The sequence below is a fragment of the Haemophilus sp. HN_Hi10 genome (assembly GCF_049821985.1).
GTDB classification, from domain to species: domain Bacteria; phylum Pseudomonadota; class Gammaproteobacteria; order Enterobacterales; family Pasteurellaceae; genus Haemophilus; species Haemophilus influenzae_D.
The window spans coordinates 1,665,988-1,687,149 of sequence record NZ_CP187495.1 but is presented as its reverse complement, the minus strand read 5'-3'; the positions used below and the strand labels follow the sequence as shown (position 1 = coordinate 1,687,149).

Below are 21,162 nucleotides of genomic sequence, written 5' to 3'. Positions count from 1 at the left end.
TGGCGACTCCATTGTTAAAGAGTATAAAGACTTTAGATTTTATGAATATTAAAAATAGGAACAGTCAATTGAACTGCTCCTATTTTTCTGCTAAATATATTGTAGTTTTCTTATATGTATAATGATAGATTAGCGGATTCTCATCTACGGTACTTACTTCAAATATGAAGAAGTGATCGCGGTTATCTCTGGACTTTTCCTTATTGAGGACAAAGTAATTCTTACGTGAAGTCGCCATTGTTTTTAGGATATCATCAGTTAGGAAGGTCAATGGAATATTCATGTTAGAGTAGCGGTAGAAGTCACGTTCAAAATCTTGGTAGCTCTCGCTATAATAGTCCATTTGTAGGTGATTACGCTGAAACTCAAGCTGATTCATAGAGCACCTCCTCGACAAGTTCAATACTAATAATGTCTTTTAATTTCAAATTGATGTGACCTGTTGTAGTTTTTATCAAAATGAAATCTTTGGTCAGACTTGGTATTGTTCCAGTGTAGGAAACACGCTTGTTTTTTTCAATCACTTGAATGCGTGTGCGTAGCTGCCCGGCGTATACTTGACTGAGGAGTAATAATTTCTTCTCTAGTGATAAGTCAGACATGTACGTTACTTTGTTTGTATCATCAGAGAGTGCTGATGCATGTTCAGATAGGAAAAAGCCCATCCATTTTTGCATCTTTGTATCCTGGTACTCTCTTGCTGATTGAAATGGTAAATATGAACGGTCAATCATATCAAATCCTTTCTATGCAGAGGCAAGGGTATTTTTATCAAATTGAATCGTAAAACCTTGAATTCCCCCACCTGTGTAACATTCTTTAAAGCGATTGATTACCTCAGTATAGATTATCACAGATGAGCTTGTTGGCTTAATGCTAAATGTAAATTCCAATGGTAATCGGTTTTCAGATTTAGCATGTACTAGTCGTATCGATATTTCAGTTGTTTTGAGTTTTCTCTGACGAAGTTTTGAAGTTGCTGTTTCAACGATTCCATGTAAAAATCTTTCAAGCATTTCAATATCATTACATCCTTTGCTACGGATTTCTGAAAATTGTACTGTATTTTTTTCTTGTTTCATTTTAATCCCTCCAATCCACCCGCGGAATGACCACCGATAAGTTTACTGCGTTCAATATTTCTGGAACCTTCAGTTAGGACGGTTCCTTTTTGTATGGCTAAAAAACCAAACTGTTCTCTGACAACATCAATAGCTGTCTGAAGTCTATTATCTTTTTCAATTTGTTCTACATCATCAAAGAGTGATAGTAGAGCATAGCTTTCATCTACGAAGCCACTATAAGATACACCAATTTGTCTCACTGCACCAGAGGTGTATTTTTTCAAAGAAACATAGGTTCATTTTCCCAATCAATGTCAAGCGGGGGATCTTCTACTGGTTCAGGTTTAATAACTTGATATTCTGCTTCAGTATAGGAATCTGCACTCTCCAATTTTTTGTTCCAATTTCCCATTATGTGAGCAGGTGTGTATAAATGGTAATTCACCTCATCTTTAAGAGTGTTACCAATAATGACTTCTCCCGGTATATGCAAGAGTGTCATTTGTATATAACACATTAATGCTGCAGTAAAATCCAAATCTCTTGCTTGAGCCCACATTTGTTGCTGAGGGTTAAAGTCCTCTTCGCGCAAATAATTATAAGCCTCAATAATCATTACGCCCGATCCACAAGTTGGCTCTTGCAATGTCAAAAAGCCACGTTTTTTAATTAAACTATGACAATCTGATAGAGTTACTGCTGCCATTAAGTGTGCAATGTGACTAGGTGTGAAATATTGAGCTTTATATTGATCACCTAAATCTAACGCCATGAACACAGAGCCTAGGAAATCATAGGTTTTATGCTCCAAAGCTTCAACAATAATGTTGAAAAGGCGACTGAGAGCTTGTTTTTCATCCTCATTATAATGCCCAGCTGCAGTCTGATAGCGTTGTCTCAACGATTCGTCTGCTTGTGCACCATATAGGATAAGATAGAACTCTAGGGCAAAGATTGTAATAAAGTCGTAAAACACTTCAGAACGTCGATATTGTGGGGCAATCGACTTAAAAAGTGCAGTGAATTTTTTCTCGAAATCCATAGATTACTCCTAAAATAACGGGAGCAATCCCTTTGAGGATTACTCCCCAAAGGGTGGTTTATGAGAGCTCTAACAAAAAAACGTTAGAATGGTTTAATAGAGGCTAAGCCGCTAATTTTTCCTCTTCATTCGATGTTAATTCGAGAGCATTTAACAAGAATTGTGTTGCTTCACGTGCTTGAGAAGATGCTCGGAAAATAGCTTTTTTATCGGCTTTTAATGCGTTAATCCAATGTTCAATATACGCTGCATTTTGTGAAATATTATTGCAAACATTCACGTGCGCACAGGTAAAGGCGCTTGTGAGTTCAGCTATTAATTCTTCAAATGCATATTGTTCAGAGCCAAATTTATCAAATTTAGCTACACCGTCACGATTTAACCGGTCTTTATGCCCGGTGGCGTGACCGCATTCATGCAGTAGAGTTGCATAGTAGTCGTCAGCTGTATTGAATTTTTTGAAATCCGGCATCACAATGCAATCTTTTCTCGGCATATAACAAGCACGATCTTGTGCCTTGTTATACAGCTGCATACCCATTTTATTAGGTAATACATCTAAATCCGGACGAGTTTGCATTTCTGAAGATTTTTCCGGTTCAGGATATTCTTCATAGTATTTTTCTAAGCCTTCACACTGTTCAATATTAAACACGTGATGGCCACGAATAAATACAGATGACTTCATTTTCGGATCACCGTTTTCATCAAGTACAATGTTTCCGCTATCGTCTTTTTCTTCAAACATATTTTGTTTATAGAAAATAATAACTGTACTTTTCTCACCTGTTCGGACTTGGCCACCTAGATGATTTGCTCCTTGAAAAGTTACCCACTTGCGTTGAGTAAAGTTTTTTCTAATGGCGCTCATCCAAAGCAGAAGTACGTTGATCCCGGAGTATTGACGACCACTTTCACCGTTGCATGGAATAGCCATTTGTGGCCATCCACTATCCCAAGGTTTCTGCCATGGCATCACACCTTGCTCTAATGCTTCGAGGATTTGGTCTGTAATTTGTTGATATAAATCTTTGGCAGGTTGAGTTCTTTTTTTCATGGTTGTTCTCCAATAAAAAAAGGGAACAACCCCCCGAATGGGAAATTGCTCCCAGTCGGGTAAAAGAAAACCTTGAACACGCCAATGGCATGATCAAGGTTTGTTGTAAAGGTTGCAGGTATTAATTCAGTTATGAATTAACACCAATGGAATGTGTTTTTTTGCTTTGTGCTTTTTGCTCTTGTTGACGTTTTAATGATCGCACGCCAATAAAAGCAACTGTTCCCATAAAAAACAGTACAAAGACAATTGCAAAGAGGAACCCATTCCAGTTTAACGTAATATTCATACGTTACGCTCCGTCTGTCTCCATTAAGTTGTTGCAATATTTAGCTAACAACACACCACAGAACCAAGCTATTCCGCCAAATATCATAATGATAATGGCAAGAAGTAGCGGAATATTGTCATTCTGAACAAACATTGCGACAAACGCAATACCTAAGATGTAAGTGCCGATTTTACGAAAATCTTCAGAAACCAGCAGCATTGTTTTTTTGTCCCAATTGGAACTAACAAGCTTGAGTAAACGCTTAATCATGTTTACCCCCTTACACTTAACAAATCTTTACGGTTTGCGTATGGCGAAACTGTAAAGAAGTGATATTTCTGTCCGTATTGACTAGGGATATTCACCATAATACGAGTAGAAGATACATCTTTTCCTCGATTTTCCCAGGCATTTAATGCTTGAGTGCGAACTTCCTCTATTAGAGATTCTGAGTCATTATGTTTGGCTAAATAAGCTAAACAACTGTTATGTAATGTCACTTTCATAAGTTTTCTCCTACAGCAAGGGAAACCTTTACCTCTAAGGGTAAAAATTCCCCTTAGGGTTGAAAATGAATAGCTTATGCAATGTTAATGCATAAGATAGTAAAGAGTACCCACTGTACCAACAATACCGACAATCAAAAATAAAATGCTAAATAACGTTGTTCGTTTTAACCACGTTCTTTGCACATCATCAATAATTGCCTCATATTCTTCCGCTTGGCTATCTAGCATCATTTGTAATTCGCAAAGCCGACGAGCTTCTTCGTCTTCAATGCTTTGATTGATACCAGATGTCACTTGTTTGTATTTATCGGTTGCTTTGTTTTTAGCTGCAACGAAAAAACGGCCCAAGTGTTTTCCCACACGAAATGAAAATGTTGGAGTTTCAAGAGGGTTACTTGATGGAACATCATAGTGTTCCAATTGAGTGGATGAGGACATAGTCATTCTCCTAATGTGAAATAAAAAATTCCTTGGAAAAATGACATGCCCGAAGGGAATCATTTTCCCTCGGAAGGTCTTTAAGGTGGCATTCCTACGATTGCGTAGAGTATCCTTTCAGAATGCTGGATAACATTTTGGCTATGATTCTACTTGCACTAAGGCAAGGCGTTGCTTCTCAAGAATCGTGCAACTTATAAGAGCTGTTTGCACAGCGACTTATCAAGTCCAATCATACTTAATAAGGCTGTCGAATCTCTATTAAAAATTGTTTTTTGGAAATGGAGAATTTATCTCAAAATCAAAAAGAATTTTTTATATATTCCCCCCTGTCATTTCGTTAATGTTTCAACTATCCAATTTCATCGTAAGGGATGGTTATGTCTATAAAAAAATCACTGTTTCTTTTCGGTTTGTTACCACTATCAGTGTTCGCCCAGGGGCCTAATCCCATAATTACTGTTTATTCAACACAAGATTATCCAATTCTTCACGCAGAGCTTGCAAGCCAGGTGTATTTACTTGATCAAGTTGAGCAATGGGAAAATTTGATTAGTCAGCGATTGAGTGCGAATCCTAGTGTAGCAGCTCAGCAAGCATCTCAGATTTTTCAGTCTGCTGAATGGAAACAGTCTGAAGAGCAATTAAAGCGTTCTTATCAGGGCCTTATAAGTGGTTGGCAAAATGGAATCAAGAAGGTGCCTGCAGTTTTATTTCAATATCCGGGAAAAGAGGATAGTGTCATATATGGTGAAACCAATATTGCTCAGGCATTAAGTTTATGGCAACGAGAGATTACAAAAGAGGGGACAAGATGAAATTGAAAAAAATGACATTATCCGGGCTTTGTATTGCAATTGCGTTGACCAGTATTTCAGGACAAGCTTCGGAGTCCGGTCAATCTTCTTTAAACACTGCATCGATTATGGCATCAAGCGCTTCGACAAGTTGTTTAGATTATAAGGTCGTTGGTACTTGTTTTTGGCTATTTTGTACAAAATTCGGCTGTAAAATCCGGACATCTACGAAAATAAAACACTATATTCCCGAGGTAGTGGTTTCAAGTTATAACCATCAGGCTCAAAATCCTTGGGTGGAAATGAATTTCCTTAGCAATGGGGTAAAAGGTGGAGATTATCAATCACCACACAAAGACTATACGCAAGCAACATTTAAAAATGTTGATGTAATCGGTCATCCGCAGGGAGCGATTAGTCAAATGCTTAATAGTACAGGGTATTACTGCAAAAGTCAGACAACGCCTTTTGTGCCTTATTACTTGAGTGGTTTGGACTTTTTAGCGTGGCGATTTGGTGTTCCGGAAATGGTTTATCCTGAAGCGCTTATTCCAGGTATGAGAGAAATTAGAGCAAATGGAGACACTTGGGGAAATATTTATCCACGAGCGGGTACAGTAACACAAGTTCATGACTATAAAGCTTCAGCTGTAACAGCGCATCGAGTAGCGGATGTTGTGACAAATACTTTCCAACCACATGTATATATACCGATTGCGAAAAAAGATAATCAATCGAATGGTGAGTGGTTTCCCCCTCCAGTGAAAGAAGGGGATGAAAAGACACATAAATGGCAACAGCTTCACCCGGTTACTTCACAGTCTTGTGCTATTTTCCCTGATAACCCGCCAAGTATGCTATCTGAAAATGGTAGTTATGCCTGGGCATTATGGCGCCCTTACAAGTGCTGTAAAAAACGCGGACAAACATTTTTGTATAGTATTGATTGGTCTAATTAATAAAGGAATTGAGTATGAAATTAAATCATGCACTGAAAGCATCTTATATTGCTATATCGTGCGCAATCTTATCCTCAACCATGCCAGTATCAGCTTCTAATAGTAATCCGTTTGGATTTAATAAAGCCGATTCTATTTTGTCTGATATGGTGTTTTATCAAATTGGGGGCGGTGTAGGTTATATGGCTCCCCCGAGTCGAGGTACGATTCCTGCAGCTGAATTTGGGATTGGTTGGAAAGCTAACTTGATGTGCGGTAATTTTGACATTAAGACGAGTATTAAAAATCAGTTAAATGGTTTAACTGAAGGATTTAAAGATCTTTATAGTAACGTTATCGAATCAGCCACAGGAGCTGTGGCGAGTTTACCTGCAATGGTTATTCAACGAGCAAATCCTCAGTTATACGATATTCTTACGAATGGTTTATATCAAGGTAAAATTGATTTTAATAGCTTAAAAACCAGCTGTGAAGAAATGTCTAAGAAGCTTGCAGACGCAACTTTAAATGGTCGTTGGTCTCAAAGTTCGGATATGGAATCCTTTAAAGACATTACTTCAACTGAACCAGATGCTACTCGAGCTAAAAAGAGACTTGAGGAATCTCAAGGTAAGGAAGGTAAAGAGTGGGTCGGGGGTAAAAAACGCGGTGGCCAAGGACAAGAACCAATCAAAATTGTTGAGGATGTTGCAAAAGCTGGCTACAACATGCAAAACAAGCGTAATGTATTAGAATCAGGTCGAATCTCCGGTAGTAGTTGTAGCGGATTACTTTGTCAAACTTGGGATAATCCTAAAGATATGACAGATTGGTTAACGAATGTGATCGGTGAGAAGCAATTAACTACTTGTAAAACAGATTGTGGTACTGCTAGTAGCTCTCGAGCTGGTGTTGGTTTAACACCTGAAATTGAAAAAGAAAATATTAAGACGGTAACTCAATTACAAAAAGCGCTTAACATGAGCACTCCTTCCGTTGAAGTACTTGCAGAATTAAGTTCTACAACAGTTCCTGTAACTCGTGGCTTAATTGAGTCTTTACGAGAAGATCCCGATGCTCAAGTATTAGGGCAGCGTTTAGCCAGTGAAATTGCTGTAGCTAAAACAATGGAGAAAATGCTTCTTGCACGTCGAGCTGTTTTAACGGGTATGCGTGAGCCAAATGTGGCCAACAATAAAGATGCTCAAGAAGAGTTAGAAAAGATCCTCACTTTAATTGACCGAGAAATAGGTCAAATTAGAATGGAGATTGATCTACAAAAATCACTTACCGGGAATTCCGCAGTTGCAATCCTACAAAATAAAGAGCTACGTGAATATAACACTGGAACCGGAAATGTTACACGTGACAGTGTAGATAAACGGATTAGCGATTTAGCTAATGGTACGAATAGCAATGCTGCTGAATTGGCAGATGCTGACAATATCAATATTCCTCGTAACAATGTCACTTTAGAAGTGCCTCAGATGTCAAACTCCCTGTCTTACACCGGGACTGGCGGTACATCCGGAAATAGTAGAGGTAACACTTCTTATTCATCAGTTCCAGCAATTAAAGGGACTGCACTTGATCAAGCTACAGGGTTGTTGAAAAAATTTGAAGGGTTTAGTGATAAAGCATATTGGGATGTCAATGCTTATCGCACTGGATATGGTTCAGATACTATCACAAAAGCGGATGGTACAATTGTCAAAGTAACGAAAGATACTGTAGTTAGTCGCGCTGACGCAGAGCGTGATTTAGCACGTCGAACACAAGAATTTGCAAATAGAGCGAGAAATAACGTATCATCTTCAACATGGGATAAGTTACCGCCAAATGCCCAAGCCGCATTAACATCTTATGCCTATAACTATGGCTCATTAACAAAAGATGTGATTGCTGCAGCCCAGGCATCTGCGCAATCAGGCGATATGAACGCACTAGCAAATGCAGTAAGAAATCGTCAAAACAATAATAATGGTGTAAATGCTAAACGTCGTAACCAAGAAGCAGATTACATTTTAGGAAAATAAATAAAGGATATTTTTATGAAAAAATTACTCACTATTGGAGCGGTAGCTATGTTTGCAACGCCAGCTTTTGCAGCTAATAATATTTTTTCTTGTACAGCAGAGAACGGAAGCCCGGTGTCTGTAACAAAAAATGGTTCAGATTATGAATTCACTTATGGCCAGGTTTCTTTTAAAAATCCGGTAAAACAAGTTTTTGCTAATCAGGATTCTTATGTAGCTACTGGTTCAGGATTTATTACTAGCTCATTAGAAATGAGAAATAATGGCACAAGTTACACGATTCAATTTGTGCAACCACACAATAGTAACAGTATTGAAGAGCCAATGCTTTATATCACCAATGGCAGTAAAATGGATACGGTGAGCTGTAAAGCGGGTAGTGCAACTCAAAACTTTGAACGTCGCAGTATGAAAGCTTCATAAGCGTAAATAGAGATAAAATAAGCGGGATTTTCCCGCTTATTTTTTTAGTGGTATTCACTATTTTTAAAGATTTGTATTAAATTATTTAAAATCTCCTGTTCACATTCATTTCCGTTAATGATGTTCAGTTCATCATCAAGATGAGTAAGCATTTCATCAATTCCTAATTCATTCATTGCTATTTCATTTAAACTAATAAGCCATTCTTTAAAACGAGCTTTCATATCTCCTCCTGGTACGGTTTATTTTTATATTGCAGTGTTAAGGTACATTGAGGGGATAGATAAATCAGTAAAATTAGGGGTCTGACGCTCAGTGGAACGAAAACTCACGTTAAGGGATTTTGGTCATGAGATTATCAAAAAGGATCTTCACCTAGATCCTTTTAAATTAAAAATGAAGTTTTAAATCAATCTAAAGTATATATGAGTAAACTTGGTCTGACAGTTACCAATGCTTAATCAGTGAGGCACCTATCTCAGCGATCTGTCTATTTCGTTCATCCATAGTTGCCTGACTCCCCGTCGTGTAGATAACTACGATACGGGAGGGCTTACCATCTGGCCCCAGTGCTGCAATGATACCGCGAGACCCACGCTCACCGGCTCCAGATTTATCAGCAATAAACCAGCCAGCCGGAAGGGCCGAGCGCAGAAGTGGTCCTGCAACTTTATCCGCCTCCATCCAGTCTATTAATTGTTGCCGGGAAGCTAGAGTAAGTAGTTCGCCAGTTAATAGTTTGCGCAACGTTGTTGCCATTGCTGCAGGCATCGTGGTGTCACGCTCGTCGTTTGGTATGGCTTCATTCAGCTCCGGTTCCCAACGATCAAGGCGAGTTACATGATCCCCCATGTTGTGCAAAAAAGCGGTTAGCTCCTTCGGTCCTCCGATCGTTGTCAGAAGTAAGTTGGCAGCAGTGTTATCACTCATGGTTATGGCAGCACTGCATAATTCTCTTACTGTCATGCCATCCGTAAGATGCTTTTCTGTGACTGGTGAGTACTCAACCAAGTCATTCTGAGAATAGTGTATGCGGCGACCGAGTTGCTCTTGCCCGGCGTCAACACGGGATAATACCGCACCACATAGCAGAACTTTAAAAGTGCTCATCATTGGAAAACGTTCTTCGGGGCGAAAACTCTCAAGGATCTTACCGCTGTTGAGATCCAGTTCGATGTAACCCACTCGTGCACCCAACTGATCTTCAGCATCTTTTACTTTCACCAGCGTTTCTGGGTGAGCAAAAACAGGAAGGCAAAATGCCGCAAAAAAGGGAATAAGGGCGACACGAAAATGTTGAATACTCATACTCTTCCTTTTTCAATATTATTGAAACATTTACCAGGGTTATTGTATCATGAGGCCCTTTCGTCTTCAAGAATTTTATAAACCGTGGAGCGGGCAATACTGAGCTGATGAGCAATTTCCGTTGCACCAGTGCCCTTCTGATGAAGCGTCAGCACGACGTTCCTGTCCACGGTACGCCTGCGGCCAAATTTGATTCCTTTCAGCTTTGCTTCCTGTCGGCCCTCATTCGTGCGTTCTAGGATCCTCCGGCGTTCAGCCTGTGCCACAGCCGACAGGATGGTGACCACCATTTGCCCCATATCACCGTCGGTACTGATCCCGTCATCAATGAACCGGACTGCCACGCCCTGAGCGTCAAATTCCTTTATCAGTTGGATCATATCGGCAGTGTCGCGGCCAAGACGGTCGAGCTTCTTAACCAGAATGACATCACCTTCCTCCACCTTCATCCTCAGCAAATCCAGCCCTTCCCGGTCTGTTGAACTGCCGGATGCCTTATCGGTAAATATACGGTTTGCTTTCACACCTGCGTCTTTGAGTGCTCTGACCTGAAGATCAAGAGACTGCTGACTGGTTGAGACCCGAGCGTAACCAAAAAGTCGCATAAAAATGTACCTTAAATCGAATATCGGACAACTCATGTCTATTATTACAAATTTACGATTTAATAGACATATTAATGTAACAGTTTTACGATGTCCGATAATTTATAACATTTCGTACGGTTGGAAAAATGTTACTAAATGCCCGTCAGGCAGGGAGGCCGATATGCCCGTTGACTTTCTGACCACTGAGCAGACTGAAAGCTATGGCAGATTCACCGGTGAACCGGATGAGCTTCAGCTGGCACGATATTTTCACCTTGATGAAGCAGACAAGGAATTTATCGGAAAAAGCAGAGGTGATCACAACCGTCTGGGCATTGCCCTGCAAATTGGATGTGTCCGTTTTCTGGGCACCTTCCTCACCGATATGAATCATATTCCTTCCGGCGTCCGGCATTTTACCGCCAGACAGCTCGGGATTCGTGATATCACCGTTCTTGCAGAATACGGTCAGAGGGAAAATACCCGCCGTGAGCATGCAGCGCTGATACGTCAGCACTATCAGTATCGTGAATTTGCCTGGCCCTGGACATTTCGCCTTACCCGTCTTTTATATACCCGGAGCTGGATAAGCAACGAACGTCCTGGCCTGCTTTTCGATCTGGCGACAGGGTGGCTTATGCAACATCGTATTATTCTCCCCGGAGCCACTACGCTGACCCGGTTGATTTCAGAGGTAAGGGAAAAGGCGACGTTGCGCCTGTGGAACAAACTGGCACTGATACCGTCAGCCGAACAGCGTTCACAGCTGGAGATGCTGCTGGGGCCAACTGATTGCAGCCGCCTGTCTTTACTGGAATCACTGAAAAAGGGCCCTGTGACCATCAGTGGTCCGGCGTTTAATGAAGCAATTGAACGCTGGAAAACTCTGAACGATTTTGGCCTGCATGCTGAAAACCTGAGTACACTCCCGGCTGTGCGCCTGAAAAATCTCGCACGTTATGCTGGTATGACTTCGGTGTTCAATATTGCCAGGATGTCACCGCAGAAAAGGATGGCGGTTCTGGTTGCCTTTGTCCTTGCATGGGAAACGCTGGCGCTGGATGATGCATTGGACGTTCTGGACGCCATGCTGGCCGTTATCATCCGTGACGCCAGAAAGATTGGGCAGAAAAAACGGCTCCGCTCGCTGAAGGATCTGGATAAATCTGCATTGGCGCTCGCCAGCGCATGTTCGTACCTGCTGAAAGAAGAAACACCGGACGAATCGATTCGTGCTGAGGTGTTCAGCTACATCCCAAGGCAAAAGCTGGCTGAAATCATCACGCTTGTCCGTGAAATTGCCCGGCCCTCAGACGATAATTTTCATGAAGAAATGGTGGAGCAGTACGGGCGCGTTCGTCGTTTCCTGCCCCATCTGCTGAATACCGTTAAATTTTCATCCGCACCTGCCGGGGTTACCACTCTGAATGCCTGTGACTACCTCAGCCGGGAGTTCAGCTCACGGCGGCAGTTTTTTGACGACGCACCAACGGAAATTATCAGTCGGTCATGGAAACGGCTGGTGATTAACAAGGAAAAACATATCACCCGCAGGGGATACACGCTCTGCTTTCTCAGTAAACTGCAGGATAGTCTGAGGCGGAGGGATGTCTACGTTACCGGCAGTAACCGGTGGGGAGATCCTCGTGCAAGATTACTACAGGGTGCTGACTGGCAGGCAAACCGGATTAAGGTTTATCGTTCTTTGGGGCACCCGACAGACCCGCAGGAAGCAATAAAATCTCTGGGTCATCAGCTTGATAGTCGTTACAGACAGGTTGCTGCACGTCTTTGCGAAAATGAGGCTGTCGAACTCGATGTTTCTGGCCCGAAGCCCCGGTTGACAATTTCTCCCCTCGCCAGTCTTGATGAGCCGGACAGTCTGAAACGACTGAGCAAAATGATCAGTGATCTACTCCCTCCGGTGGATTTAACGGAGTTGCTGCTCGAAATTAACGCCCATACCGGATTTGCTGATGAGTTTTTCCATGCTAGTGAAGCCAGTGCCAGAGTTGATGATCTGCCCGTCAGCATCAGCGCCGTGCTGATGGCTGAAGCCTGCAATATCGGTCTGGAACCACTGATCAGATCAAATGTTCCTGCACTGACCCGACACCGGCTGAACTGGACAAAAGCGAACTATCTGCGGGCTGAAACTATCACCAGCGCTAATGCCAGACTGGTTGATTTTCAGGCAACGCTGCCACTGGCACAGATATGGGGTGGAGGAGAAGTGGCATCTGCAGATGGAATGCGCTTTGTTACGCCAGTCAGAACAATCAATGCCGGACCGAACCGCAAATACTTTGGTAATAACAGAGGGATCACCTGGTACAACTTTGTGTCCGATCAGTATTCCGGCTTTCATGGCATCGTTATACCGGGGACGCTGAGGGACTCTATCTTTGTGCTGGAAGGTCTTCTGGAACAGGAGACCGGGCTGAATCCAACCGAAATTATGACCGATACAGCAGGTGCCAGCGAACTTGTCTTTGGCCTTTTCTGGCTGCTGGGATACCAGTTTTCTCCACGCCTGGCTGATGCCGGTGCTTCGGTTTTCTGGCGAATGGACCATGATGCCGACTATGGCGTGCTGAATGATATTGCCAGAGGGCAATCAGATCCCCGAAAAATAGTCCTTCAGTGGGACGAAATGATCCGGACCGCTGGCTCCCTGAAGCTGGGCAAAGTACAGGTTTCAGTGCTGGTCCGTTCATTGCTGAAAAGTGAACGTCCTTCCGGACTGACTCAGGCAATCATTGAAGTGGGGCGCATCAACAAAACGCTGTATCTGCTTAATTATATTGATGATGAAGATTACCGCCGGCGCATTCTGACCCAGCTTAATCGGGGAGAAAGTCGCCATGCCGTTGCCAGAGCCATCTGTCACGGTCAAAAAGGTGAGATAAGAAAACGATATACCGACGGTCAGGAAGATCAACTGGGCACACTGGGGCTGGTCACTAACGCCGTCGTGTTATGGAACACTATTTATATGCAGGCAGCCCTGGATCATCTCCGGGCGCAGGGTGAAACACTGAATGATGAAGATATCGCACGCCTCTCCCCGCTTTGCCACGGACATATCAATATGCTCGGCCATTATTCCTTCACGCTGGCAGAACTGGTGACCAAAGGACATCTGAGACCATTAAAAGAGGCGTCAGAGGCAGAAAACGTTGCTTAACGTGAGTTTTCGTTCCACTGAGCGTCAGACCCCAATTAGTAAAATTTGCGACGTGGATCGCAAAAATCACATTTTTCCTGCTTAAAACGAGGTTTTAATAAAAGAATAATAAGAGTACAATGAGAGTAAGTCAGAGTATTTTAATAGGAGAGAGAATATGGACGCTCAAAAGTTTGGCCATACTGTCGGACAATTTTTTAAGAAAATTGACCGCACTTTGTCATTTCTCCCAGGAAAGCCTCGTAAAGCTGTTGTGACAGCTGCTGCTCTTGCTGCGAGTCCAATTTTGGCCGGAGTTATAATTTCCAAAACCAAGCCTTCTAAAAACATTGAATATTTAGATGAAGAGCCAGTAAGTGATACATCTTTGTTGTCAGAATTACTTGCAAATGATGATTCATCAGAAGAAGGAAAGTGGGATTATGGTTTTCAGGGGTTTGGCTATTATATTAACGGAGTAAAAGTTTACGGAGATGATGACGATTAATTATTTTCGTAAATAAAAAAGTCCATCTGTCTAACAGATGGACTTTTTTTATACGTTATATTTTTTTACTAATTTTATCTCCAAATTGCCCCCCTGATTTTTGGGATGATTCAGTTCCTTTCGCAATGGCAGCGCTAAGCTCGCCACCCACTCGAATTCCAGCCCAGGTCATTGCTCCAAACCATAAACCAGGTAAAATTATAAATAAACTCCCCATCACAAAGTTAGAAATAATGTCATCTTCTGCATTTTCTAAAAAGTGGATGTTTAGCATATTATGAGATGGAGAACTATACATAATTTCTATTAGGTATGAATCAAGCCATCTTGCTAACTCCCACCAAAATGTGGTTGTAATGAGTGCAAAATATACGAAGCTTAATGTCATTACAGTTTTAATAGCAAAGCCACTTAAAATCGTAATAATTGGAATTAAAATAATTACAGCCATAATCATAAAGGCTTGAACCATTGGTAGGGCTTGTCGCATTGCATCTAGGCCTGGGAATATAGCCAAACTTCCAACAGCCGTTCCTACAGTTGAGGTGAGTCGAGTAACCGCATTCCAAAATCCAGCATCCACGCTACCACCGTAACCTTGATACATTTTCCCTTTTGAAACATCTATGTTTTCAGAGCGTAAAAGTGTTCTCAATAAAGCTTCATCTTGGTTGTCGATAGAGTTAAAGAAATCACTCACCTGGGCAGATAAGTTTTGACGCATATCTGTAAGTAAGCGAGATTTTAATCCAGCTCCACTTTCATCCCACCATTGATCACAACTTGGGAAACCACCTTTTCCCGAATTAGGTAATGCCGCATCTCGATTTGCATCATAAGGGAACGTGCTAATAGGTTGCTGAGCCCTAAAACGAGGGTAGAGCTCGCTGTTATTAATAAGCAATTTACCACCTAACCAGGATGTTTCGCGGATTTGTGCCGGACTCAAGGCAAGTTGGCTTGTTTGTAATTTTTGACGAGCCGGGATATAGCATTGTTGCACAAATTGCTGCACTTCAGTTAATAATGCTGGGTTAGTGATTTTTTGATGTTGCACTTCAAATCTAACCTGACGTAAATCACGCTGGCAAGGCAATACTGCAGTCATACCATAAGTTAGACCTTTATCCACTTTGTGCATCAACATCCACCAAATAGGAATTCGGGCTTGTCTGTCTCCAAATGTTGTCGTAAATGGCGCATAGCCTGATTTATCCGGGGAAGCAGGAACTTTATAGCCACATTGAATAGATGAACGTTCATTGTATTCAAGGTTATTCAATGATACCGGGATAAGAGGGGCTAATGTCAAAACAACGATAAGCATTGCTGGAAGGAGTTCGATTGTGAGCCAGCGGATTAATAAATCCCCTTTCTCACCTTCATCATCCCCTTGTTTAGCTACGTCACGCCAAATTTTAAAGATCATTCCGATAAGCGGAAGAAGCCATAACCCTGTTCCAACAAATAACGCAAAAACTCCGTTATTAAGCAACCAACCAAGTAGAGTCAGGAAATATTCAAGATAACTGTCAACTGAGAATGTCATATTTCCCCCTAAGCTAAAGTAATCTGTGTAATCGCTTCAGCAAAAATTAAAATCATCGCAATTAACCATTTTGCTTTTGCCGGCATAGAAGATGGTTGGCGACGAGAAATGGAATAGACCATCAACATAATCGCACCATATAGTAATAATCGTACTGCAAACCATATCCACTGCGTTTTAATAAACCAAGCACGAATATCAACATTCTGAAGATATTGAGTTGCAAAGATGCCAATTGCAGTAAGGGCTAAAAATAAAAATAAAAGGATAGCAATAAAACGGAGTACATTTTTAAGCCATCCTCTTGATTGTGGCTTTTTACCTTGAGACATCAGGACTCCTTATTCATTACCCACAGTCTTATCCCCAAAAACTGGGGATAAGTCAGCAGGGGATTCCCAAATTGCAGCTAATTTCCAAAGCAAATATTGAATTAACCAATATGCATCAACGTGATCGGTTAATTCCACATTAAGTCTAGCTGGCCAGTTTTCGGAAGAAAACACAGGTAATTGGAAACGCCCGGAGATATTAAATAATAAATGCACTTCACCTTTATCTCCTTTAGCGTGTACTTTCCAACTTGATTGAGTAAATACACGCTGAGGAAATGCGCTTAATTGGCAGTTTGAACCAATTTTTGTCTTAATTTTTGCAATGAAATGCAGCACGTAGGCTTTCACCTCATCAGAGGTAAAAGCAAGTGATTGGATGCGAGGCCCAATGTCAAAAATACGATGAAAAGTCATATTAGGATTAGGCTGCGATTGAGTTAAGTTCGTCATTGACTGCAATCCCCCGTTTTTTGTCTAAGTCTTTAGCAACCATCAATGCCGCATCTAACTCAGTACAGTTATGTTCCATCATTAATTGTTTACGTTGTGCTTTCTCGTGTTTTTCAGTCATCCCTAGTGCTAAGTAAAGACTAGGTGGAACAACACGGAATAAGGCTTCCATATTGGTTGCGAGCACCACACCTTCAGTATATTTCTTATCTGCTTTTTTCGCAGATAACAACATCATTTTCTGAGCTTCGGATAAACGACGGAAACGGTTTACCTGTTCGACTTCATCATTAGAAAGGTTAAGTAATTCCCACCATTCAACCATGCTGAGTAATTTATCAGATTCATCAGGGAAGTCAGCCATATTCTGTGTAGCTAACCATAACCAAATACCCAATTTACGCCACATTTTAGAACCTTTAACCAGGAACTTAGCTAGAAGTGGATTTACGGTAATGATATGCGACTCATCCGTAATGTTCACGATAGGGCGGAAACTGTGTTGATATTTTTCACCTAATGAGTTGATATGGTTAATTAGGGAAATATACGAAATCGCTAATTCAGCTTCATAGCCATCACGTGCAAACATCGCCAAATCGACAAGTGTAATATCAGCTTCAGGCCAAATTTCCCCTTCACGGTTAAAGAATCGACCATTTACCCCAGTGCAGAAAATATCCATTGCTTCGGCCATATCTGCAAGACGAGATGCACGTTCCGGGCGAATATCTTGGCGACGACTTAACTCCTCAAGTGCGGCTTTTACATCCCCGGTTAAAACTTGACGAGGTGGGGTCTCTTGTGAAGTTTTCTCTGCAGCTAATAAAATAGCCTGGCGAATAGCCGAGCGGTCAGCACGGCTCATTTTCTCATCTTCCTTCGCTTCTCCCCCGGTGATCATTAAGCGAGCGGTTAATTCCATTTCCGCAAGTAAGTCTCGTTGTTCCTCGCCTTCATCTTCATTATCGTCATCATCTTGAACTTCAAGATCGATATCCATTTCCAATAAACGATGCGCTTCAGAGAAGAGCGGTAAAGCGATGTTACTACTTGGCTCAAGAGATACCCGGTTAACCGTTAAACCGTAACGCTCCGCATAATCTGAAAACAATCCAAAAGAGTTACCTGCTTCTACAATAAACAAGCGAGGACGGTGCACCGCCATCAGTTGTGCCATTTGTGCGGTTAATGTTGCCGATTTACCTGAACCTGTAGGGCCTAAAATGAGCTTATGCGCATTTTTAGTCCGGTCTTTAGGGTTTAGTGGGTCAAAATCTAATGGGCTTCCACCGCGGTTAAAATAGGTGATTCCTGGGTGTCCCGTTCCGGTCTCACGGCCAAATACAGGTAACATATTCGCAATGTGTTGCACCCAATAATATTTGGTATAAAAACGAGATTTTGCATCTAATTGAGGATTAAAATTCATCGGTAGCCAGCGTAAATAGCTATTAAGAGGCGCAACTTCGTTGCCTTCTTTTACCGGCACTAAATTATTACTGAGTAAAACCGTTCTTAATTCTCTTGAGCGAATGCGTAGCTCTTGATCGTCTTTCCCTCTTACATAGAAAACCATGCCAGCTTGATAAAGCTTGTGTCCGTCTTTTAAATATTCCGTTACTGTGAGGGCATCTTGTTTTAAATAGATAGACTCATAGTTATTACCGACAGCTCGACTACTTAATTTGTCTAAATGCGCCTGTAATTTATCTTGAGGATGAATGACTACAGTGATAGCCATAATGGTTGATTCCGGCAATAAATCAAATAGTGCATTAATATTACGACCTCGAGTGACTTCGCCTGTCATGTGGCCAACATCCGGCTGCTTACGAATATTATCAACTACAATGACTTCGTGAGGTTGCTCATTAAAATACCAATAGCCATTTTTACTTTCCGGTGGCGTAAAAAAGAGATTTTCACTAAAATCTTGGTCTTGTAATGGTAGAGCAGATTCATCCTTAGAGAGTGATAAAAGATCATAGCAAGCTTTATCATCGAGTCCGTTAAAATAGCGTGATGGATTTGGATTAAACCATTCTAATAACCAACGATGAATTTGTGTTTCATTTTGGCGTTCCATGGTTAATCCAGCTGTGATAAAAGCACTTTGAACACGATCACAAGCTGTATTTAATTTCTCGATTGTATCTGTCTCATTATTTCCAGCATAACGATAAATAACCATGCGTGTTTTACGCACTTTTCCAGCCCATGCCGTATTTGTTACCCGGTCATCAACAAAAAGCCCACCTGGTTTACCTACTGCTTTTAAGTGACGCTCCATTTCACCAAGCCACTGTTCTGTAAACTCACTACCGCTCGCTTCAGGTGAAGTGGTTTTAATGTACTGTCTCAGATTCTCAACATAACCGCTTAAATCCTTGTCATCCTGGCAATAGAATTGTACAACGTAAGGGTTGGTATCAAGTTCATCGAAACTATCCTGTAAGGCATCTTTAACCAATGTGCGAACGCGATTAAGATAGTCGCTGCTTCTTCCCTCAGTTCCTATAGGCTTAATATCAAATACCGCACCTGCACTTTTAGCATCATCAAAAAGCATTACGCCTTCTTCTTCCAAATATTCCGCATAAGGAAGATTGGAGATAAAAGAGGGATCGCGCCCATAAAGCATTTTAACATGTTGCTCTCTGGTCATTTTTCTATTACGCATAACAGGAGTGATTTCAATCGTCTCTTCTACGTTATTGGTATCATCCTGCTGTGCTTCTTCCGGTGCAATGGATGTTAGGATAGGTTCCTTTTTAGGTTGAGGCTTATCACCTTTTTTAGCAGGGAAGAAAGCCTCTAACACGTCTTGGAATAATGCCATCGTTTCTTACCTCATCTAGTACATTCTTGTACGCTCACCCGGTTGGGCATATTGCACACGTCCATAAAATGGAATTACTGAAGAATAACCTGGTACAGGCATTTGCTCTGAGGAATCAGTTAAGTGCGGATAAACATACATCACTAAATCAGGGTTTGGTAAACGAGGGAAAAGATTTTTCACCTCGTTTTCTGCTGTACGGGTATAAGTTTGTTGTTCACGAGATGAAACGTAATTTGGTGCATCAATAAGACGGCCATTCGGTGTCCGATAAGATGTAATATTGCTATCATTACCGCCTCGATTCCAAATATCTTTCATTGTTGCATCGCCTGTTGGCAATAAATCACCTTGAGAAGTTGAGCAGCCAGTCAAAACACTGCTTGCGGCTAAAATCACGCCCATCATCATTAAAACTTTCATTATTGCTCCTTAATCCAAGTTAGATTGTCTTGAGGCTTGTCCGTATTTCACTTTTCGAGACATGCGGTCATAATCAATATCAATTTGTTTTTCGATGTGTACAGCCACTTCTTTACCCGGTGGAACATATACCGCATCAAACATTTGGCCATAACGCTGACGGAACCAGTCTGCTGTTTCTCTCAAACCGCCACCTAACGCTTGACCAAGAATATACTTACCGTTATTACCCGTTACCGCACCAATTACTGCACCGCCATCAACCACTGTTGTTGATTGAGAAGATGATAAGCCTTGTGCAGCTGCTGAAGCCCCCGTTAAGAAGAAGTTGGTCGTTAGATATTCCGGAGCATTTGTTCTGCGTTCTCCAGGAATGCAAGGCACACCATGTGGATCAGATAACCAGCCAATTTTATCGTCAGAATTGTCTGTTGAAACAATGCGGCCATCGCTAAACACAAAAGTTAAGCTTTTCACATCACCACGAACACAAGATAGCGTCCAGTCACCGCTTGCTGTTCCAGAGACAATTGCGCCTTCAATATCCGGCAGTTCAATGCCATTTGCAATTAAGTTATCTCGACCAATAAGCAATTTAAACGGATAAGGCTCGGTTACCTTATTGTCAATCGGCACACGCCCAACAAGCGCAGTCATAGCAACAGAATTAGTTAAAGTAGAGTTAGCTGCAATTGTGAAAAATGGTGTAGCGGTATTAAATATTGCATTATTACCTGTACTAGATTGCAACCCATCATTAGATTTTCGGATGTCATTCACATTGTTATCGAAGGTTTTGGGAAAACCGATTCCTGCACCATTTACACCAATACCTTGTAGAGCATTCCCTTGTCTGTCTGTAGTTGGCATATCACTAGGGTTCACCCAATTAATTCCCCCTCGAGTTTCAACCTGAGGGCCAGTTGTTGCTCCGTTTATTGGTAGAGGAGCATTGGGATTTGCCTGGGCATTTCCATTCCCTACAACTTGATTACCAGCTTGTACAACCTGATCTTTTAACGCATTAATCTCATTAATTAACGCCCCTGTTTCTGCTTGTACCGCCTGTTGAATTTGATAATCCGTATTGTTTGCTTGATTTTTTAACTGCTCATTCTCTTTTACCAAGCGTTCATTTTGTAAAATCACTTCATCAAATCGCTTATTATGCTCTTTCACTTTACCTATAAGTGTTCTTACCGTATCTTTAGATGTGTCACCCTCAATCCCCATTGCTCGTAATTCTTCCGGTGATAAATCTTTAAAAGAGATATCTAAAGTATCTTCTTTCTTGGTTTCTGCTGTATTTGTTGAACTACTACCGGAGAAAAGAAATCCAGCCATCAGCGTCACGACAAGAGCGGTAATCCCACCAATAACATAGAACGCTTTATTTGCTTTCATTTGCATTGTTCGCTC

Annotated in this window: 25 protein-coding genes; 6 read left to right on the top strand and 19 right to left on the bottom strand. The window is 41.5% G+C overall.

The genetic code is table 11. From position 1 onward, the window contains the following. Window positions 1-79: 79 nt before the first annotated feature. The 10 genes from ACPT8Q_RS08370 to ACPT8Q_RS08325 form a co-directional block, all read right to left on the bottom strand. Complete coding sequence (locus tag ACPT8Q_RS08370; protein ID WP_001072467.1) at window positions 80-379, bottom strand: DUF5960 family protein; 300 nt, start codon at window positions 377-379, stop codon at window positions 80-82. Then, window positions 366-734: a hypothetical protein gene (locus tag ACPT8Q_RS08365; RefSeq protein ID WP_000567222.1), complete on the bottom strand. Its 369-nt coding sequence runs from the start codon at window positions 732-734 to the stop codon at window positions 366-368. Before ACPT8Q_RS08365 ends, ACPT8Q_RS08370 begins: the two co-directional genes overlap by 14 nt. Before the next feature lie 12 nt (window positions 735-746). Next, on the bottom strand, window positions 747-1,082 hold the full coding sequence (locus ACPT8Q_RS08360; RefSeq protein WP_000806926.1) for a hypothetical protein: 336 nt from the start codon (window positions 1,080-1,082) through the stop codon (window positions 747-749). Beyond that, the gene (locus ACPT8Q_RS08355) at window positions 1,079-1,348 is read right to left on the bottom strand and encodes a hypothetical protein (protein WP_425627516.1); all 270 of its coding nucleotides are present in this window, start codon (window positions 1,346-1,348) and stop codon (window positions 1,079-1,081) included. The genes ACPT8Q_RS08360 and ACPT8Q_RS08355 overlap by 4 nt, the downstream gene beginning before the upstream one ends. Further along, window positions 1,345-2,106 (bottom strand): N-6 DNA methylase, encoded by a 762-nt coding sequence (locus tag ACPT8Q_RS08350; RefSeq protein ID WP_204705044.1) that lies wholly within the window; start codon window positions 2,104-2,106, stop codon window positions 1,345-1,347. Before ACPT8Q_RS08350 ends, ACPT8Q_RS08355 begins: the two co-directional genes overlap by 4 nt. Before the next feature lie 103 nt (window positions 2,107-2,209). Further along, window positions 2,210-3,163, bottom strand: coding sequence for an ArdC family protein (locus tag ACPT8Q_RS08345; protein WP_204705046.1), 954 nt, complete (start codon window positions 3,161-3,163; stop codon window positions 2,210-2,212). Window positions 3,164-3,293: 130 nt separating this feature from the next. Next, window positions 3,294-3,452: a hypothetical protein gene (locus ACPT8Q_RS08340; RefSeq protein ID WP_005687605.1), complete on the bottom strand. Its 159-nt coding sequence runs from the start codon at window positions 3,450-3,452 to the stop codon at window positions 3,294-3,296. A 3-nt stretch (window positions 3,453-3,455) separates the two neighbouring features. After that, window positions 3,456-3,653 carry a hypothetical protein gene (locus tag ACPT8Q_RS08335; RefSeq protein WP_015701374.1) on the bottom strand — a complete coding sequence of 66 codons (198 nt, stop codon included), beginning with the start codon at window positions 3,651-3,653 and terminating at the stop codon, window positions 3,456-3,458. Window positions 3,654-3,706: 53 nt separating this feature from the next. Next, complete coding sequence (locus tag ACPT8Q_RS08330; RefSeq protein ID WP_005653503.1) at window positions 3,707-3,940, bottom strand: hypothetical protein; 234 nt, start codon at window positions 3,938-3,940, stop codon at window positions 3,707-3,709. A gap of 84 nt (window positions 3,941-4,024) precedes the next feature. Next, complete coding sequence (locus ACPT8Q_RS08325) at window positions 4,025-4,381, bottom strand: hypothetical protein (protein WP_005653504.1); 357 nt, start codon at window positions 4,379-4,381, stop codon at window positions 4,025-4,027. 380 nt (window positions 4,382-4,761) lie between these two features. Here ACPT8Q_RS08325 and ACPT8Q_RS08320 point away from each other — a divergent pair, with 380 nt between their 5' ends. From ACPT8Q_RS08320 to ACPT8Q_RS08305, 4 genes are read left to right on the top strand one after another with little or no spacing between them, the layout of a single operon-like run. Then, complete coding sequence (locus ACPT8Q_RS08320) at window positions 4,762-5,199, top strand: TIGR03757 family integrating conjugative element protein (protein ID WP_005687600.1); 438 nt, start codon at window positions 4,762-4,764, stop codon at window positions 5,197-5,199. Continuing rightward, window positions 5,196-6,137 (top strand): TIGR03756 family integrating conjugative element protein, encoded by a 942-nt coding sequence (locus ACPT8Q_RS08315; protein WP_011271853.1) that lies wholly within the window; start codon window positions 5,196-5,198, stop codon window positions 6,135-6,137. Before ACPT8Q_RS08320 ends, ACPT8Q_RS08315 begins: the two co-directional genes overlap by 4 nt. Window positions 6,138-6,151: 14 nt before the next feature. Beyond that, window positions 6,152-8,152: an integrating conjugative element protein gene (locus tag ACPT8Q_RS08310; RefSeq protein WP_005687597.1), complete on the top strand. Its 2,001-nt coding sequence runs from the start codon at window positions 6,152-6,154 to the stop codon at window positions 8,150-8,152. 15 nt (window positions 8,153-8,167) lie between these two features. Further along, window positions 8,168-8,575, top strand: a complete 408-nt coding sequence (locus ACPT8Q_RS08305; RefSeq protein ID WP_005667853.1) for a hypothetical protein — start codon at window positions 8,168-8,170, stop codon at window positions 8,573-8,575. A gap of 44 nt (window positions 8,576-8,619) precedes the next feature. Here ACPT8Q_RS08305 and ACPT8Q_RS08300 read toward each other — a convergent pair whose 3' ends face one another. From ACPT8Q_RS08300 to ACPT8Q_RS08290, 3 genes are all read right to left on the bottom strand, one after another. Next, window positions 8,620-8,799 carry a hypothetical protein gene (locus ACPT8Q_RS08300; protein WP_005667851.1) on the bottom strand — a complete coding sequence of 60 codons (180 nt, stop codon included), beginning with the start codon at window positions 8,797-8,799 and terminating at the stop codon, window positions 8,620-8,622. A 223-nt stretch (window positions 8,800-9,022) separates the two neighbouring features. After that, window positions 9,023-9,883 (bottom strand): broad-spectrum class A beta-lactamase TEM-1, encoded by an 861-nt coding sequence (locus tag ACPT8Q_RS08295; RefSeq protein WP_000027057.1) that lies wholly within the window; start codon window positions 9,881-9,883, stop codon window positions 9,023-9,025. A 47-nt stretch (window positions 9,884-9,930) separates the two neighbouring features. Continuing rightward, window positions 9,931-10,488, bottom strand: a complete 558-nt coding sequence (locus ACPT8Q_RS08290; protein WP_001235713.1) for a recombinase family protein — start codon at window positions 10,486-10,488, stop codon at window positions 9,931-9,933. Window positions 10,489-10,651: 163 nt separating this feature from the next. Between ACPT8Q_RS08290 and ACPT8Q_RS08285 the strand changes: the two genes are divergently transcribed. Both ACPT8Q_RS08285 and ACPT8Q_RS08280 read left to right on the top strand, forming a co-directional pair. Continuing rightward, entirely contained in the window at window positions 10,652-13,657 is a 3,006-nt protein-coding gene (locus ACPT8Q_RS08285) for a Tn3-like element Tn3 family transposase (RefSeq protein WP_001143760.1), read from the top strand. Window positions 13,658-13,814: 157 nt separating this feature from the next. Continuing rightward, entirely contained in the window at window positions 13,815-14,144 is a 330-nt protein-coding gene (locus ACPT8Q_RS08280; RefSeq protein ID WP_005667844.1) for a hypothetical protein, read from the top strand. Between the two features lie 55 nt (window positions 14,145-14,199). Here ACPT8Q_RS08280 and ACPT8Q_RS08275 read toward each other — a convergent pair whose 3' ends face one another. Genes ACPT8Q_RS08275 through ACPT8Q_RS08250 form a run of 6 tightly spaced genes read right to left on the bottom strand, consistent with a single transcriptional unit; the run spans window position 14,200 to window position 21,153 of the window. Next, window positions 14,200-15,693, bottom strand: coding sequence for a conjugal transfer protein TraG N-terminal domain-containing protein (locus tag ACPT8Q_RS08275; RefSeq protein ID WP_011271852.1), 1,494 nt, complete (start codon window positions 15,691-15,693; stop codon window positions 14,200-14,202). 8 nt (window positions 15,694-15,701) lie between these two features. Further along, window positions 15,702-16,025, bottom strand: a complete 324-nt coding sequence (locus ACPT8Q_RS08270) for a hypothetical protein (RefSeq protein WP_011271851.1) — start codon at window positions 16,023-16,025, stop codon at window positions 15,702-15,704. 9 nt (window positions 16,026-16,034) lie between these two features. After that, the gene (locus ACPT8Q_RS08265) at window positions 16,035-16,478 is read right to left on the bottom strand and encodes a hypothetical protein (protein ID WP_005687593.1); all 444 of its coding nucleotides are present in this window, start codon (window positions 16,476-16,478) and stop codon (window positions 16,035-16,037) included. Then, window positions 16,450-19,320 (bottom strand): conjugative transfer ATPase, encoded by a 2,871-nt coding sequence (locus ACPT8Q_RS08260; protein ID WP_011271849.1) that lies wholly within the window; start codon window positions 19,318-19,320, stop codon window positions 16,450-16,452. Before ACPT8Q_RS08260 ends, ACPT8Q_RS08265 begins: the two co-directional genes overlap by 29 nt. Before the next feature lie 15 nt (window positions 19,321-19,335). Further along, window positions 19,336-19,743 carry a TIGR03751 family conjugal transfer lipoprotein gene (locus ACPT8Q_RS08255; protein WP_011271848.1) on the bottom strand — a complete coding sequence of 136 codons (408 nt, stop codon included), beginning with the start codon at window positions 19,741-19,743 and terminating at the stop codon, window positions 19,336-19,338. Between the two features lie 9 nt (window positions 19,744-19,752). Continuing rightward, complete coding sequence (locus ACPT8Q_RS08250) at window positions 19,753-21,153, bottom strand: TIGR03752 family integrating conjugative element protein (protein ID WP_011271847.1); 1,401 nt, start codon at window positions 21,151-21,153, stop codon at window positions 19,753-19,755. Window positions 21,154-21,162 lie beyond the last annotated feature (9 nt).

What these genes read in the sequence shown, in the direction of transcription:
- ACPT8Q_RS08370 (WP_001072467.1), bottom strand. Translation starts at nt 379, where the DNA reads ATGAATCAGCTTGAGTTTCAGCGTAATCACCTACAAATGGACTATTAT.
- ACPT8Q_RS08365 (WP_000567222.1), bottom strand. Translation starts at nt 734, where the DNA reads ATGATTGACCGTTCATATTTACCATTTCAATCAGCAAGAGAGTACCAG.
- ACPT8Q_RS08360 (WP_000806926.1), bottom strand. Translation starts at nt 1,082, where the DNA reads ATGAAACAAGAAAAAAATACAGTACAATTTTCAGAAATCCGTAGCAAA.
- ACPT8Q_RS08350 (WP_204705044.1), bottom strand. Translation starts at nt 2,106, where the DNA reads ATGGATTTCGAGAAAAAATTCACTGCACTTTTTAAGTCGATTGCCCCA.
- ACPT8Q_RS08345 (WP_204705046.1), bottom strand. Translation starts at nt 3,163, where the DNA reads ATGAAAAAAAGAACTCAACCTGCCAAAGATTTATATCAACAAATTACA.
- ACPT8Q_RS08340 (WP_005687605.1), bottom strand. Translation starts at nt 3,452, where the DNA reads ATGAATATTACGTTAAACTGGAATGGGTTCCTCTTTGCAATTGTCTTT.
- ACPT8Q_RS08335 (WP_015701374.1), bottom strand. Translation starts at nt 3,653, where the DNA reads ATGCTGCTGGTTTCTGAAGATTTTCGTAAAATCGGCACTTACATCTTA.
- ACPT8Q_RS08330 (WP_005653503.1), bottom strand. Translation starts at nt 3,940, where the DNA reads ATGAAAGTGACATTACATAACAGTTGTTTAGCTTATTTAGCCAAACAT.
- ACPT8Q_RS08325 (WP_005653504.1), bottom strand. Translation starts at nt 4,381, where the DNA reads ATGTCCTCATCCACTCAATTGGAACACTATGATGTTCCATCAAGTAAC.
- ACPT8Q_RS08320 (WP_005687600.1), top strand. Translation starts at nt 4,762, where the DNA reads ATGTCTATAAAAAAATCACTGTTTCTTTTCGGTTTGTTACCACTATCA.
- ACPT8Q_RS08315 (WP_011271853.1), top strand. Translation starts at nt 5,196, where the DNA reads ATGAAATTGAAAAAAATGACATTATCCGGGCTTTGTATTGCAATTGCG.
- ACPT8Q_RS08310 (WP_005687597.1), top strand. Translation starts at nt 6,152, where the DNA reads ATGAAATTAAATCATGCACTGAAAGCATCTTATATTGCTATATCGTGC.
- ACPT8Q_RS08305 (WP_005667853.1), top strand. Translation starts at nt 8,168, where the DNA reads ATGAAAAAATTACTCACTATTGGAGCGGTAGCTATGTTTGCAACGCCA.
- ACPT8Q_RS08300 (WP_005667851.1), bottom strand. Translation starts at nt 8,799, where the DNA reads ATGAAAGCTCGTTTTAAAGAATGGCTTATTAGTTTAAATGAAATAGCA.
- ACPT8Q_RS08295 (WP_000027057.1), bottom strand. Translation starts at nt 9,883, where the DNA reads ATGAGTATTCAACATTTTCGTGTCGCCCTTATTCCCTTTTTTGCGGCA.
- ACPT8Q_RS08290 (WP_001235713.1), bottom strand. Translation starts at nt 10,488, where the DNA reads ATGCGACTTTTTGGTTACGCTCGGGTCTCAACCAGTCAGCAGTCTCTT.
- ACPT8Q_RS08285 (WP_001143760.1), top strand. Translation starts at nt 10,652, where the DNA reads ATGCCCGTTGACTTTCTGACCACTGAGCAGACTGAAAGCTATGGCAGA.
- ACPT8Q_RS08280 (WP_005667844.1), top strand. Translation starts at nt 13,815, where the DNA reads ATGGACGCTCAAAAGTTTGGCCATACTGTCGGACAATTTTTTAAGAAA.
- ACPT8Q_RS08275 (WP_011271852.1), bottom strand. Translation starts at nt 15,693, where the DNA reads ATGACATTCTCAGTTGACAGTTATCTTGAATATTTCCTGACTCTACTT.
- ACPT8Q_RS08270 (WP_011271851.1), bottom strand. Translation starts at nt 16,025, where the DNA reads ATGTCTCAAGGTAAAAAGCCACAATCAAGAGGATGGCTTAAAAATGTA.
- ACPT8Q_RS08265 (WP_005687593.1), bottom strand. Translation starts at nt 16,478, where the DNA reads ATGACGAACTTAACTCAATCGCAGCCTAATCCTAATATGACTTTTCAT.
- ACPT8Q_RS08260 (WP_011271849.1), bottom strand. Translation starts at nt 19,320, where the DNA reads ATGGCATTATTCCAAGACGTGTTAGAGGCTTTCTTCCCTGCTAAAAAA.
- ACPT8Q_RS08255 (WP_011271848.1), bottom strand. Translation starts at nt 19,743, where the DNA reads ATGAAAGTTTTAATGATGATGGGCGTGATTTTAGCCGCAAGCAGTGTT.
- ACPT8Q_RS08250 (WP_011271847.1), bottom strand. Translation starts at nt 21,153, where the DNA reads ATGCAAATGAAAGCAAATAAAGCGTTCTATGTTATTGGTGGGATTACC.